Origin of the sequence: Yoonia sp., from assembly GCF_017854415.1 — a bacterium.
Lineage (GTDB): Bacteria > Pseudomonadota > Alphaproteobacteria > Rhodobacterales > Rhodobacteraceae > Yoonia.
Window position 1 is genome coordinate 1 of record NZ_JAFMHR010000008.1, and the last position, 15,187, is coordinate 15,187.

At 54.1% G+C, this 15,187-nt stretch carries 12 protein-coding genes; 4 read left to right on the forward strand and 8 right to left on the reverse strand.

Annotated elements, in window-relative coordinates; all coding sequences use genetic code 11:
- The first annotated feature begins 113 nt into the window (after positions 1-113).
- Entirely contained in the window at positions 114-848 is a 735-nt protein-coding gene (locus QZ197_RS01960) for a DUF6538 domain-containing protein (RefSeq protein WP_296429566.1), read from the forward strand.
- Here the strand turns inward: QZ197_RS01960 and QZ197_RS01965 are convergent.
- From QZ197_RS01965 to QZ197_RS02000, 8 genes are all read right to left on the reverse strand, one after another.
- Positions 845-1,990: an iron-containing alcohol dehydrogenase gene (locus QZ197_RS01965; protein WP_296429567.1), complete on the reverse strand. Its 1,146-nt coding sequence runs from the start codon at positions 1,988-1,990 to the stop codon at positions 845-847. The genes QZ197_RS01960 and QZ197_RS01965 overlap by 4 nt on opposite strands.
- A complete protein-coding gene (locus QZ197_RS01970) occupies positions 1,987-3,369 on the reverse strand; it encodes an aldehyde dehydrogenase family protein (protein ID WP_296429568.1) in 1,383 nt (460 codons plus the stop codon). The genes QZ197_RS01965 and QZ197_RS01970 overlap by 4 nt, the downstream gene beginning before the upstream one ends.
- Before the next feature lie 6 nt (positions 3,370-3,375).
- Positions 3,376-4,731: a glutamine synthetase family protein gene (locus tag QZ197_RS01975; protein WP_296429569.1), complete on the reverse strand. Its 1,356-nt coding sequence runs from the start codon at positions 4,729-4,731 to the stop codon at positions 3,376-3,378.
- 30 nt (positions 4,732-4,761) lie between these two features.
- Entirely contained in the window at positions 4,762-5,757 is a 996-nt protein-coding gene (locus QZ197_RS01980; RefSeq protein ID WP_296429570.1) for an oligopeptide/dipeptide ABC transporter ATP-binding protein, read from the reverse strand.
- Entirely contained in the window at positions 5,754-6,755 is a 1,002-nt protein-coding gene (locus QZ197_RS01985; RefSeq protein WP_296429571.1) for an ABC transporter ATP-binding protein, read from the reverse strand. Before QZ197_RS01985 ends, QZ197_RS01980 begins: the two co-directional genes overlap by 4 nt.
- A complete protein-coding gene (locus tag QZ197_RS01990; RefSeq protein WP_296429572.1) occupies positions 6,752-7,894 on the reverse strand; it encodes an ABC transporter permease in 1,143 nt (380 codons plus the stop codon). The genes QZ197_RS01985 and QZ197_RS01990 overlap by 4 nt, the downstream gene beginning before the upstream one ends.
- A gap of 5 nt (positions 7,895-7,899) precedes the next feature.
- Complete coding sequence (locus QZ197_RS01995) at positions 7,900-8,904, reverse strand: ABC transporter permease (RefSeq protein WP_296429573.1); 1,005 nt, start codon at positions 8,902-8,904, stop codon at positions 7,900-7,902.
- Positions 8,905-9,006: 102 nt separating this feature from the next.
- Entirely contained in the window at positions 9,007-11,046 is a 2,040-nt protein-coding gene (locus tag QZ197_RS02000; RefSeq protein ID WP_296429574.1) for an ABC transporter substrate-binding protein, read from the reverse strand.
- A 472-nt stretch (positions 11,047-11,518) separates the two neighbouring features.
- Here QZ197_RS02000 and QZ197_RS02005 point away from each other — a divergent pair, with 472 nt between their 5' ends.
- The 3 genes from QZ197_RS02005 (at position 11,519) to QZ197_RS02015 (ending at position 15,181) form a co-directional block, all read left to right on the forward strand.
- A complete protein-coding gene (locus tag QZ197_RS02005) occupies positions 11,519-12,670 on the forward strand; it encodes an FAD-binding oxidoreductase (RefSeq protein ID WP_296429575.1) in 1,152 nt (383 codons plus the stop codon).
- A gap of 96 nt (positions 12,671-12,766) precedes the next feature.
- The gene (locus tag QZ197_RS02010; RefSeq protein ID WP_296429576.1) at positions 12,767-13,633 is read left to right on the forward strand and encodes a MurR/RpiR family transcriptional regulator; all 867 of its coding nucleotides are present in this window, start codon (positions 12,767-12,769) and stop codon (positions 13,631-13,633) included.
- A gap of 78 nt (positions 13,634-13,711) precedes the next feature.
- A complete protein-coding gene (locus tag QZ197_RS02015; RefSeq protein WP_296429577.1) occupies positions 13,712-15,181 on the forward strand; it encodes a M81 family metallopeptidase in 1,470 nt (489 codons plus the stop codon).
- Positions 15,182-15,187 lie beyond the last annotated feature (6 nt).

Consider the following 15,187-nt stretch of genomic DNA (forward strand, 5'->3'; position numbering starts at 1 on the left):
AAAATCTCTTGGCCGCAAGGCCGTGCCGGTTCGAGTCCGGCCGCGGGCACCACACATTGAGTTAAGCCATTGTTTCCCTTCAGTTTTCGCTAATGAATACTGGAGCGTAGACCATGCTGGAGACCAAAACTGCCCCCTTCACATTTGTAAAACAGGGCATCTTCTACTTCTCACGACGGGTCCCGAGAGACCTTTCACACCACTATAACGCCAGCAGGATCATGTATTCGCTGCGCACTAGGTCTAAACTAATTGCGACTTCACGAGCGCAGAGGGCTGCACAGACGCTGGATGAGCATTGGTATCACCTACGCATTCGTGACGTTGATCTGCCGGGAAAACATCTCCTTCGCACCCAAGCACAATCTCAGTCTGGTCTGCCTGTCGTTCCCGAAGGCGTAGCTGGAGGCTTACTGAAGCTCTCTGAGGCGGTCGGCATCTATCTGCGCCTCAAAGGGCAGGGGCGTCCAATCACCTTCCATAGGGCCGCTGAGCGCTCCTGCGGGTACGTCATGGATGTCTGTGGTGACAAGGACATCACCGCCTATACAAAAGCTGATGCAAACGCCTTCCGTGATGGTCTGATCAAACGAGGGCTTGCTGGTAGCAGCATCACCCGCATCTTTGGCACTGTTCGAACTGTCGTCAACTTCTCGGCCAGTGAGATCGGTCTCGACATCAGCAACCTCTTCACACGGGTTTACTACGACAGGAATGCAGGAGTTGAGGGAAGGGAACCGCTTCCCCTCGATGCGATCCGCAACATTCAGTCTGAGTGTCGCACTGTTGACGATGACCTCCGCTGGCTGGTCGCCTTGGTCTCGGACAGCCTAAGCGACAGGTTCTAAATAACTGCCCTAAACAAACCAGCCAAGTTATCCACTGTCAGTACAACTGGATTTCCGCCGCATGACGGGTCGTTTAGGGCCATGGCGCTCAGCTCGTCTATCCGGTCGTCGCCGACGCCCATTTCTGACAGGCGACGCGGTATCTTAAGGCTGTCATTCAGCTCTTGTACGAAGTCACGGAACCCGTTGAAACCGCCAGCAATGCCAAGATAGGGCGCCGCCATATCAAAGCGATCTTTAATTTCGGCTGCATTGAACTCCAGAACTGCTGGCATGCAAACGGCATTCGTAGTGCCGTGATGAGTGTTATAAACTGCACCAATCGGATGACTGAGCGCATGGATTGCCCCCAGACCCTTTTGGAATGCCGTCGCCCCCATAGCCGCGGCGCTCATCATGTTTGCGCGTGCTTCCAAATCGGTACCGTCGGCATAGGCGCGTGGCAGATAGTCTATGACCAATCGCATGCCTTCAAGCGCGATCCCTTGGCTCATCGGGTGGTAGTGCGGACTGCTGAACGCCTCGACACAATGTGCAAATGCATCAAGTCCGGTTCCAGCAGTGATGACCTTTGGCATGCTCATGGTGAGCTCTGGATCGCAGATGACGACCGTTGGCAGCACTTTGGGGTGGAAGATGATTTTCTTGATATGCGTTTTGGAGTTGGTAATGACGCTGGCGCGACCCACCTCTGATCCGGTTCCGGCTGTCGTGGGCACCGCCACAATTGGCGCGATGGCCGCTGCATCCGCGCGCGTCCACCAATCGTCGATATCTTCATAATCCCAGACAGGTCGCGTTTGGCACGCCATAAATGCCACCATCTTGCCAAGGTCCAATCCCGAGCCACCGCCGAAGGCGATTACCCCGTCATGTCCGCCAGCAATATACGCGGCAACGCCAGCGTCCAAATTCAGTTCGTTCGGGTTTGGATCGACCTCGCTGAACATCGCACGTCCCAGTCCGGCAGCCTCCAGAATATCCAGCGTCGACTGGGTCACGGGCAAGGTAGCGAGTCCTCTGTCTGTCACCAGCAACGGGTTCTTGATCCCTGCGGCGGAACACGCTTGTGGCAGTTCTTTGATCCGGCCTGCACCGAATTTCATAGCGGTCGGGTAGGACCAATTTCCTGTAAGGCTCATGTTATCACTTTTTTCAGATGGTATGATTTAGGGCGGGTTAGATTGTGATAGCCGATGACTGACAGGCCACCGCCGCGACCGGTATCCTTGCAGCCTGTCCAACACAGGCCGGGGTCAAGATAATCGGCGCGATTCATAAAAACAGTTCCGGTTTCAATCGCATCCCCGACACGCATGGCGCGATCCAGATCGCGGGTCCAAAGACTGGCGGTCAGGCCGAAATTGCTATCATTCATCAACTGGATCGCTTCGTCGTCGTCACGAACAGACATGATGCCAACAACCGGACCAAAGCTTTCGTGTCGCATGACCCGCATGTCATGGGTCACGTTTGTGAGGATTTGGGGCGTCAGATACGCGGCCCCGTCATCGGATGGCATTGTATTGATATGCGCGGTGGCACCATCAGCTAGTGCCTCTGCAATCTGCGCACGGACCTCTGACGCGAAACGGACATTGGCCATTGGACCGATTGTCGTTTCTGGGTCCATCGGATCGCCCAGTTTGTAGCCGTTCACGATGGCCACAGCTTTTTCAACAAACCTGTCAAACAAGCCTTCATGCACATAGATGCGTTCAATCCCGCAACAGCATTGGCCGGAATTGAACATCGCACCGTCGATGAGTGTTTCAACGGCGGCGTCCAGATCCGCATCGTCCATGACATATCCGGGGTCTTTGCCGCCCAACTCAAGGCCGATACCGGTAAACGTGCCTGCAGCGGCGCGTTCCATTGCTTTGCCTCCGCCAACAGAGCCCGTAAAGTTGACGAAGTCAAAAGCACGGTGGGCGATCAGGTCGGACGTTGTGTCGTGATCCAGAAAAATGTTCTGAAACACGTCTGTCGGTATACCCGCTGAGTGGAAAGCCTTTGCCATCCTTTCCCCGACAAGCAAGGTCTGTGTAGCGTGCTTTAAGACAACGGTGTTTCCTGCAATCAAGGCAGGTGCAACAGTATTGATCGCAGTCATATAGGGATAGTTCCAAGGTGCGACGACAAATACCACACCATGCGGAACACGTTTGATGTAGCGTTTGAAACTCGCGTCTTCACCGACTGCGATATCGGCCAAAGCAGTCTGCGCGATCTCGGCCATATGGCTGGCGCGTTCATTGAAACCACCAAATTCACCGCCGTAGCGCGTGGGCCGCCCCATCATCTGCGCGAGTTCGGGCACGATTTCATCGTTCATAGCACCCACAGCAGCAACACCTGCCATCACAAGGTTGATACGGTCCTGCAAAGGACGCGCGGCCCATGCGGTTTGTGCAGTGCGCGCAGCTTGGGCCAGACCCAACGCTGCATCAAACGATAGCGTGTCGCGCTCAGCGAATACCGACCCGTCGATTGGGGAAACGCATTTCAGTGTGTGTACCAATTTTTCTCAGGCTCTCTCAAATCCGCGGGCAATCTCGTAGTCGGTGACAACGCGGTCAAATTCTTCGATTTCCCACTCTGCTGCGCGGGCATAGTGGTCGACGACATCATCGCCCAATGCGGCCCGCAACATTGCTGATCCGCGCAAGGTCGTATGGGCATCGCGCAAGGTCTGCGGGATCATGCCAGTATTACCTTCGTAGGCATCACCCGAGGTCGGAGGATCAAGCGTTAGGTTTTCTTCGATGCCCGCGATCCCGGCAGCGATCTGTACTGCCATTGCCAAATAGGGGTTCAGGTCAGACCCGCCAACACGACATTCGACGCGCACAGACTTTGTGCCTTCCGCGCAAAGACGAAAACCGGCGGTGCGGTTATCGACGGACCAAATGGTCCGCGTCGGCGCAAAAGTGCCTTTCTGAAAACGCTTGTAGCTGTTGATATAAGGGGCCAGAAAATACATGAAATCAGGCGCATACTTTAGCAAACCCGCCATATAGGTCTTCATCAGAGGGGACATGCCTAAGGTGTCATCGGGATCAAAGAACGCGGGCTTGCCGTCTTTCCAGAGCGATTGATGAACATGCGAAGAACTGCCAACCCTATCATGGTGCCACTTTGGTAAGAAGGTAACGGCATGACCTTGCTGCCAAGCGATTTCTTTGGTGGCATGTTTGGCGATCGTGTGATGGTCGGCGGTATCAAGCGCTGCGGCGTACTTGATGTTCAGTTCTTCTTGGCCCGCTTCCGCTTCGCCTTTGGTGTTTTCAACAGGGATTCCTGCGTTCCAAAGATGATTACGCAGCGGGCGCATCACGTGTTCTTCTTTAGTGGTTTGCAGGATGTGATAGTCTTCGTTGTAGCCGCTGATCGGTTCAAGGTCGCGGAACTTTTCCTTGCGGATTTGGTCAAAGCTTTTCTCGAACAAGAAGAACTCTAACTCGGTCGCCATCATGGCGTCGTATCCCATCTCTGTTAGCCGTTTGATCTGCTTTTTGAGGACCGCGCGCGGGGAATGGGGCACTTCTTTATGGGTGCGGTGGTCAAGGACGTCGCAAAGCACCATGACTGTACCTTCCAGCCAAGGCACCGGGCGCAACGTGTCTAGATCGGGCTGCATAACATAGTCGCCATAACCGCTTTCCCAACTGGTTGCGGCATAGCCAGAGGGTGTAGCCATTTCCAGATCGGTGGCCAGCAGATAGTTGCAGCAGTGGGTTTCTTTCCACGCATCCGCGATGAAATGGCCCGCATGGAACCGCTTGCCCATCAGGCGGCCCTGCATGTCCACAAGGCAGACAAGAACAGTGTCGATGTCGCCTGCGGCAACTTGGGTTTTCAAGTCTTCAAAGGTCAGTTTCATAGGCCACTCTTTTTTATCATCACGCCGTCTCTAGTTGGCGAGTTCTTTCCAGCGATGGCAAGCCACATTATGCTCTGGTCCGGCGGTTTCAAGAACGGGTTCTTCAACACGGCAGCGATCAATGGCCATCGGGCATCGTGTCTGGAACTTGCACCCCGGCGGAGGATTGGTCGGCGAAGGGATTTCCCCTTCAAGTTTTTGTGCCTTGCCACGGTCGTCAGGATCAAGCGACGGGATCGCTGATAGCAGCGCCTGCGTATAGGGGTGGCGCGGCGTCGAAAACAAGGTGCGCGTCGGGGCCGTTTCGACCAGTCGCCCCAGATACATCACAGCAACATGGTCGCAGACATGTGCAACGACGCTCAAGTCGTGGCTGATGAACAAGAATGTCAGGCCCATTTCTTGCTGAATGGCCTTCAGCAGATTAAGTACATCCGCTTGGATCGACACATCAAGTGCGGCAACACTTTCGTCCGCTACAATGAATTTCGGTCCCGATACCAATGCACGCGCGATCGAGATACGCTGCCGCTGGCCGCCACTGAACGCATGCGGGAACCGCCGCAGGTGTTCGACATTCAAGCGGCATTTGCCGGCAATCTCGCGGACACGCTCGTCTGTCTCGGCACGCGATTTTGTCAGGCCCATGACCTCTAGTGGCTCTGCAATGATATCGCGAACAGTCATCCGTGGGCTAAGCGCGGCATAGGGGTCTTGAAAAATTAGCTGCGCGCGTTTGCGGTATTCTTTCAGTTCTTTCTTGCCGAGGTTCTTAAGCGAATAGGCGACTTCGCCGTCATCAAAAAGAACATCGCCCTTGCTGATCGGAGCGGCACGTAGCATCGCGCGTCCAAGGGTGGTTTTGCCGGAACCGGATTCACCAACAAGGCCAAAAAAGCTGCCGGGGGCGATTTCGAGGCTCACATTGTCAACCGCACGCACAAACGGGGCTGGGCCAATAATACTGCCGCGCAATGCATAATGCACCGACAGATTTTGGGCTAGGATCAGGGGCTTTGGGGTCATTCTGTGCCGCCTTCGGGATCATAAATATGGCACGCGGCCGCATGGTCGGGTTGAACTTGATAGAATGCGGGTACTTGGGTCGAACAACGCGACCCCACGACCTCTTGGCAACGGGTGTTATAGACGCATCCGGGTGGCCGCTCTAACGGCGATGGAATATCTCCGGGGATCGGCGTTAGTGGCGCATCAATGTCGTCGAGCGTTGGCAGGGCCGCAATCAATCCACGGGTGTAAGGGTGCGCTGGCCTGCGAATGACGTCGCGCACAGTGCCTTGTTCGACCAGCCGTCCCAGATACATGACAGCGACCTTGTCGGCGGTCTGGGCGATGACGCCTAGGTCGTGGGTGATAAAGATAATCCCCATGCCGAACTCGGAGACCAAGTCCTTCATCAGGTCGATAACCTGCGCCTGAATAGTCACATCCAGCGCTGTTGTGGGTTCGTCTGCAATCAGTAACTTGGGCTTAGTTGACAGCGCCATCGCGATCATCGCGCGCTGGCGCATCCCGCCCGATAACTCGAACGCATATTGGCCGAACCGCGTACTTGGGTCCGATATTCCAACGCGGTCCAGCATCTCAATCGAGACCTCTTTGGCTTGCGCTTTGGAAAAGTTGGTGTGAATCAACAACTGCTCGACCATCTGGTCACCAATGGAAATCGCAGGGGCAAAGCTGGCCATAGGTTCTTGAAAGATGAGCGAGATTGAGCCGCCGCGCACGATCTTCATCTCGCGGTCGTTTTGCAGCGACATCACGTCAACAGGGCCGTCTTCAAGGTGCAAGGTGATCTTGGTGTTTTCGCCATAGATCGCATTGCGCGGGTTCAGCTTCATCAACGATTTGGCAGTCACCGATTTGCCGGACCCGCTTTCGCCGACTAGTCCCATGACCTCTCCGGCCTCAAGGCTGAAAGACACGTCGTCGACGGCTGTAATGCGGCCTTCATCGGTATCGAATTGCAGGGTCAGGTTTTCGACGTCGATCAAGCGGCTCATTTCTTTGTATCTCCATACGGATCAGCGGCGTCGCGCAGCCCGTCACCCACAAACACAAATGCCATGACAAGGACGATGAAGAAAATCACCGGGATGAAATACCATTGATAATTCAACAAGACATCGGCGCTGGTCACGTTCTGCAACATCACACCTAGCGAATTGACGGGATCTTTTAGGCCAAGGCCGATGAAGCTGAGCGCTGTTTCAGAAAGCACCATATAAGGAAACGAGATCACCAGGTCGACGATGATGTAGCTGGTAAAACTGGGCAGCAGATGCTTGCGGATTACGTGGCCGGACGATGCGCCGCAAAGCTGGGCCGCGAGTACGTATTCCTGATTGCGCTCGGTTAGCAAATGCGTGCGCACACGCCTCGCTAGGGTCGGCCAGCCGATGAACCCTAGAATTATCGAGATAAAGAAAAACCTCTCCTCCGCGCTCCAGGTGTCGGGGATAAACGCAGCCAAAGCCATGAATAAGGGGATCGCCGGGATCGTTCGGACGGCATCAGTCACCATCTGGATGACAGAGTCTATCCAGCCTCCATAGTATCCAGAAATTCCGCCTATAATCAGCGCTAGAACGAAGGCGATAAAGACACCGATTGTACCGACAGCAAGCGACGTGTTGATCGCGTGAAAGGTCCGCGAAAAGATGTCTTTTCCGGTCGAGTCTGTCCCGAATAGATGGATAAAACCTTCGTCCAAACCGAACAAATGAGTTGAAAAGCTGATACCAGCCAGCGTGTAGGTTGATCCCTGAACAAAGAACTGAACGTATTTGCGATCATCGGTGTTGACCTCTGTGACCCACCGGAAGTTCGTCTCGATCGAGCGCGTGCGTTCAACGCCATAAATAAAAGGGCGGAGCGAACAACCGTTGTCATCGCAAAACTGCGGGATCGTTGGCGCACCGTTCATATAGTCTTTGTCGCGTCCCGATATGGTTGGATCGTAAGGCGTGAGAAAAGGCGCAAACAGACCTGAAAGGATCAAGATGACCAGCACCCAAGCGCCAAACATGGCCGCCTTTTGTTTCTTGAACCGTGTCCAGATCAGTTGGCTTTGGGATGCTGTAAAATAAGCATCCTTGGCGTTTTGATCGACTGAGGCGTCGTAGATATTGGTTTCGGTCATGTCAGTTATCCCAATATGCTGCGACGAATGCGCGGATCGACAATGGCCAGCGCGATATCGGTGATGAAGTTAATGGCGATGATGCTGCCCGTCAGGAAGAAGATGATTGCGCCCGCAAGCTGCTGATCATTTGAACGGGCCAATGCCTCGATTAGCAGCGACCCCGCTTCGGTCAATGTCAGGATCAGCGCGACAATGGGCAGTTCGTTAAAGATCCGGTTAAGATCAAAGCCAAGCGAGTTAATGATCGGGCTAAGCGCATGGCGTGCAGGGTATCGCATCAGCAACCTGCGCCCGGATACACCGCGCGCCGCCGCTGCCGTGACATAAAGTTTGCTGATTTCATCTGACATCAACGCACGAACGGTTTGGATGGCAAACGCTGTCGCCGACCAACCAAGAATGAAGACGGGTAGCCAGACGTGTCCAAGAAAATCTTTGATCTTGGGCCAATCCCATGGCGCGTCTCGATATTCCGGCGAAAAGAGACCTGTTAAACTGTCCCCGAAAAAGACGGTCGAAAAGAGCATAATCATCAATGCCAGCAGGAAGTTCGGCAGTGCCAATCCCAGATAGCTGACGATGCGCAGGCCGTTGTTCAGGTAAGGGTTGCGCGATGTCGCGGCGATGATGCCAACAGGAACTGCAATGAGGTAGGCCAAGAACAACGAGCCAAGGCAGATGCCGATGCTCAGCCATACTTTTTGGCCCAGTAGCTGATTTATGTTCAGGCGCAGAATGCAGCTATCACCAAATTCGCCTTGGAAGGCGTTGAATATCCAGCTTGTCCAGCGCTCTAGGTAGGGGCGGTCCAGACCCAGCCGAACGCGTTCAGCTTCGATGTCGGCGATAGAGATCTGTGCGCCCTGAGAGTTCTTGAAGGCGAGGTACCTCTCGGCGCAATCGCCGGGAACCAGTTCCATCAATGAGAATACAATAAATGAGACAAGGCAGAGTGTGAAAAACGCAAGGGCCGCGCGTATCGTGGCAAATCGAAGAAACTGAACCATCTGTTTTCTGTGTCCCGGTAGAGTGTGCGCCCTCTCTTGGTGCGCTTTGGTGTTGCGGGCCAAGTGCGCGGCCCGCAACAATCTCAGTCAGTGCGTGTAGCCTTATTCGTCAAGGAACCACTGCGACGGACGGTAAGGGTATGTCCGGTAGTAGGCATATGATGCCGTTCTGAAATCTGTGAAGTTCTTCAGGTCAGCATTGCGGTAAATTGGCTGCTGCCCTTTGACCGTACCGATAAAGAGAAGGTTGCCGGTCATGTTCTCGACCAGTTTCAGACCCAGTGCATCGGATTCAGGTGTCCCAACAGGGGTCGCCTGAAATGCTTTCACATCTTCCATCATTTCCATGACATACGCAGGTGGTTCAACACCGGCAGCACCATCGGATTCAACGTATTCACCCCAAAGCATTGCGGTGCGCATGTTGAAATAGTTGTCGAAAGGCGGAATAAAGATTTCCGCGTTTCCAAGAACAACGGCCAAAGGCACGCTTTTCTCGAACAACGTAACATCAAGTTGGTTTGACGACTGTGATGAACGATATTCGTCTGTCGTGACTTCTTTGACGGTGTTGTTGATACCAACATCACGCCAGTTCTGTCCGACAAGTTCAACGATCTTGATCGAGATACCTTGCGTGGCAACCTGTAGGTTCAGTGTCAGTGCGTCGCCATTTGGCAATTCGCGCATACCATCGCCGTCAGTATCAACAACACCCATGCCGTCCAACAACGACTTGGCCATTTCGGGATCGAACTGTGCGAAATGCTGTTCCCACTCCGGTGTCACAAAATCAGGTGTCGGAGAAAAGCCAACATACTGCTGCGGACGGCCTAGGCCAAACAAAGCAACTTCGTTGATTTCGTCACGGTTGATTGCCACTGACATCGCTTGACGGAACGCCAGATCACCGAAGACTTTGCGCTTTTCAGGGTCCTCAGAGGTCACGTTAAACGCAATCGTTGGCATCGTGATCTCTGGCTTGAGATCGACAATAAAGCCACCGCTTTCCTGATTTTCCAGCAACAGCGGAACATAGTCGACCTGCAAGGCCTGCGCCTTATAGTCAACTTCGCCGTTTACAAGCTTCAACAGACGGACTTCGCTTTCGCCAACAAAGATCTCGTCCATCTCGTTGATATAAGGAAGCTGGTTGCCCGCAGTATCGACCATGTAGAAATACGGGTTGGCAACAAATTGACGTCCTTCGGTGTTTTCCGAAATGACAATGTGGCTTTCAAGTGTAGGTGCTGCGTCTAGCGGCAGGCCTGCAACTTTGTCGGGGTGGGCCAACATAGGTGTTGGCGTGTCCATCCAGTCAGAGCTGCCATAATAGGCTTTGACAAGGTCATAGCCGTTTTCAAACCCAAGCGATTGGGCCAGCGCGTCGGCATCAGGGTTGATGTCTGGGTGGTACTGACCAAGGAAGTGCTTGGGCTGAAAACCTTGCGCGTAGTGGTTTGCAAAGTGGGCAAGGAAACCAGGCTTGGGCGATGGCATGTTGAAACGCACTGTCAGCGGGTCAAGTACGTCAACGGTCATCGGTTCACCGCCAGCCAGTACATAGTCCTTCGGGCTTTCGATTACGTTGGTGTCGAGTTGCAGGTTTTCATACCAGAACTCGACGTCTTCTGCACCGAATGGTTGACCATCGGACCATTTGTGGCCTTCGCGCAGAACGAATGTTAGCTGCGTGAAATCATCGTTCCACGACCAGCTTTTGGCAACGTTTGGAACGATAGTGGTCAAATCATCGGAATAACGAACCAGATTGACGTGACGCACGGACATAAAGTCCGACGTTCCGGACTCTGTCGCGTTGGACAGCGCATTGAAGATACCGCCGTAGCTGCCGATCATGTCGTATGGGGCAACAACCAATGGCTCCGCTGGGAGGCGATCCGCCAAAGCGGGCAATTCAGGGTTGCCGCGAATGCGTGCGTTCATTGCCGCAATGCCGGGGTTTTGTGTCATCTCCATTGTGCAATCAGCAAGGCCTTGGAATTCTGCCAGCTCGTACTGCTGGGGGAATGCGCCTGCTGCAACGCCCATGGGGTCCGATACGGTGACGGCCGGGCAAGCAGCCATTGCCGCACTTGCCATGGCAGTCAGTGCCGCACTGGATAAGAGTATTTTTTTCATTCGTCGTCTCCTTGTTGGATATTCGCTACGTGTCCGAAATTTCTGGATCGCCTAGCCTTGCGGCTTTGTTCGGTTCCAAAATCGTCGCCCGTAATCTTGAGCTTAGCTTGTCGTTCTAAGTATTTTGTGACGTGCCGCGTCGGTGCGCCATTTGTCGTGCATAACTGTCCTATATAAGTTGTCGCCGGGGGGCACAGCGCCATACGCTGTAGGCCAAAATAAGAGTTGCCCATGCTCATTTTGCATTTACGCAACAATGACGCATCGCAGCCTTAGCATCGTAAGTTTCGCCGTGTCGTGGGGCTAGCAGTTTGATTTTTGGCATGGAGATTTCCCAGCAGATGGGCAAAGTAAGTAATATAACTTTCAGAGAGTCAACATATTATGTTTTTCTTGCAATGCCTGATGAATGGGCGCTCTGTAGAGAAACTATGCAATTGTCGGGGCCCAGTGCCCACAAAGGGTAGCCTCAGTGATCTATGATTTCCTTATAGTTGGCGGCGGAGTGGCGGGTGCATCTGCCGCTTTTGAGCTTGCGGCGCATGGCTCCGTGCTCTTGCTGGAGGCCGAAAGCACGACAGGGTATCACGCGACTGGTCGGTCGGCTGCATTATTCACGCGCAATTATGGCAGCCCGATCGTGCGTCAGGTGAATGCAGCCAGTGCGCCGTTCTTTCGGTCGCCACCTGCTGGGTTTTGCGACACGCCATTGTTGACACCAAGAGGATCATTGACCATCGCTCCACCCGACCACGAAGGCGGACTAGCCGAACTACTATCCATGTCGGAACCTGGCGAAGAAATAAGTCTGATCGATCCCAAAGACGCATGTGAAATGGTCCCTTTCTTACGACAAGATCGTGTCGGCTATGCTGCGTTCGAGGCGAATGTTACTGACATCGATGTCGCCAATGTTCATCTATCTTACCTCAAAGGGGCGAAAGCACGCGGCGCAACCGTCCTCACAAAGCAAACCGTAAAGGCGTTGTCGCGGCAGTCGGATGTCTGGAGCGTTCAGACCGCCAAAGACACATTCTCAGCGGCGCAGATTATCAATGCTGCAGGTGCTTGGGCCGATCAAGTTGGCGCAATGGCCGGTGCGGAGCCTATCGGACTTGTTCCAATGCGCCGGACCGCAATCATCATCAATGCGCCCGAGGGCGTCCAATGTGCGGCACTGCCCGCCGTCGATTTTGCCGGAACGGGTGCATATATGAAGCCAGACGCGGGCAAACTGATGGCATCTCCTGGTGACGCGACGCCGACAGATCCTCATGATGCTTGGGCTGATGACATGGAAATCGCAGTATTTGCTGATTGGATCGAACAAGAGACGACGATCAAAGTCGAAAAGATTGAACACAGTTGGGCTGGATTGCGAAGCTTCGTCGCCGATGAGGCTCCTGTCGTAGGATTTGATGCAAATGTCGGAGGATTCTTCTGGTTGGCCGGGCAGGGCGGGTTCGGCATCATGATGGCCCCGGCTTTGGCTATGCTGACAGCTGAAATATGCACGCAGGCAACAACACCAAATAATGCTCGTTTTGCACAGGCGCTCTCGCCGGCGCGGTTGGTTCAGTCGTCTGATCCAGCTTTGCAACGATCACCCGGTAGGATCATTTAGTGCAGGTCTTTGCCCCATACCTGCGCAAAGACCTGCAAACGGACCTTTATCGTCGATGTTTCGTCGATTATGTCAGGTCGGCGAAGGAGTTTACTTTTGACTAAACCACTTCGTGAACGTCTGATTGATGCCACGTCATCTGCTTCAAAAGCAGAACGTGCGTTGGCGGCCTATATGATTGCTGAAATGGGTAACCTTCCGTTTGAAACGGCAGCAAGCCTGGCAACGAAGGTCAAGGTGAGCGAGCCGACGGTCGGGCGCTTTTGCCGCGCGATTGGCTATGCGAGCTTTAAAGACCTCAAGTCAAATTTGCGCAACGATATGGGCGATCAACCTTGGCTTATCGGGGATCGATTGCGCGACTTGCAAGAGCGCACGAAAGCAGGCGAAGACCAGCTTAGCCGTGGACTTGAACTCGAGATGGCCGCTCTTGTCGCGGTCTATGAAACAGCTGATTCACCCGACTGGGACAAGGTTGTAAAGCGGCTTGCGCATGCGAAGTCTGTTTTCGTAGTAGGCTTTCAAACCGAGAGGGGCCTTGCGCAGATATTTGTCCATCAGTTGCAATACCTGCGCGACAAAGTGCAGCTTCTTGATCTTTCCAGCGGAAACTTTGCTGACGTGTTGACCGCAGAAAACGCAGACACTGCCTTGGTCATTTTTGAGGCGCGCCGCTATTCACGCCATGCAAAGTTGCTTGCCAGCGAAGCCAAGGCGGCGGGCATTCCTGTGACGCTTATCACCGATCCCTATTGTGAATGGGGGCATACGGTCGCCGACGAGGTTTTTGTCGTACCAACTTCGTTCAATCTTTTTTGGGAATCCACCGCGCAGATGGCGAGCCTCGCTAATCTTCTGGTGAATGGCGTCTTTATGGAGCTAGGCCCGGACATAGAACAGCGTATGAACAAGGTTGCATTGCTTTATAGCAAGTTCACAGGTCATGTTGATGACACAACCTAAAGCGATTTGTGCCGAGAGAACGCGCGCTGCTGTCGACCTATTTTTCTTGATTGAAACCAGTTTTTGGGGGCCATCGCTGTGAGCTTTAAAATTCTGAGCGCCGAAATCGCCCACGAGACAAACACATTCAATATCGTCCCGACAACTCTGCAGTCTTTTCGGGATCGGTTCTTTTTGAATGGTGATCAGGCGATTGCAGCACGCGGCGATAAGAACACGGAACTGGCTGGACTGTTGGACACGGGCCGAGACTACGGGTGGGCGATCACACATGTGATCAGCGCGGCGGCCGGACCGGGCGGCGTTGTAACCCGCGAGGCATTTGAGGCGACGACGGCACCCTTGATTGCGGCCGCGACAGGTGAATGGGATGGCATTTTCTTAATGCTACATGGGGCAATGGTCACAGATTTTTGTGAAGATGGCGAAGGCGAAATTCTGCGTCGGCTGCGTGCTATCGTGGGACCTGACTTGCCCATTGCTGTCACCCTTGATCCGCATGCGAATGTTAGCAAAGCCATGTGCGATCTGGCACAGATTCTGATCTCTTACACTACATATCCGCATGTGGATTTTCGCCCGACCGGACGGCGCGCCGCCGAACTTTTGCAGCGGACAATGGCAGGCGACATCAGCCCTGTAACCCTGCGCGCGCGCAGGCCCATGCTCGAAGAGGCAAATGGCGGTCGCACGGATGTAGGGCCAATGATCGAACGGCATGCGCAAGCCCGCGCATACGAAACCCGCAAGGGCGTCTATGCAATCAGCATCAATGGCGCATTTCCATGTGCGGACACCGCCGAGGTAGGGCCGACCGTGTTGGTCACTTGTGATGGTGATAGCCAAGGTCATCAATTAATCGCTGAGACATTAGCCGACGATATTTGGGATCGACGCCACGACGCTCTAAATTCCTATTTGACAGTTGCCGAGGCAGCAGAGGCGGCATCAAAATGGAACGGTGATGCCGGGCCGTTGGTCATTGCAGATTACGCAGACAACCCTGGATCAGGCGCTTACGGCGACGCGACCAACCTTCTGGCCGCACTCTTGGGGGCTGGTGTCAGAAATGCTTGTTTTGGACCACTGGTTGATCCGTCGGCAGTGAATACCCTGCGCAAAAGTGCGGTCGGGACCGATGTAACGCTGGATATTGGTGGGGCAACGGCCCCGAAGTTCGGCGGTGGGCCGTTGCGCGTTACGGGGGCGCTAAAGTCGATCGGCGAGGGGCGTGTTGTGGGCAGCGGCCCGATGTTAGGCGGTCTAGAGCGCAGCTTTGGGCCAACGGCGGTTTTGGACGTTGCGGGGGTCGAAGTTCTGATCGTGAGCATTGCTCATCAGATGCTGGACTTGATGCAGTTTGAAACGTTTGGGATTGATCCTGCGAAAAAATCGGTTGTTGCGTTGAAGTCCATGCAGCATTTTCGCGCTGCCTTTGGGCCAATTGCCGGGCGTATTATCGTCTGCGATAGCGGCGCACTCTGCACGCTGGACTATGCATCATTGGGATATCGGAATGTCCCGAGGCCTATTTTCCCTTTGGACTAAGGGCAG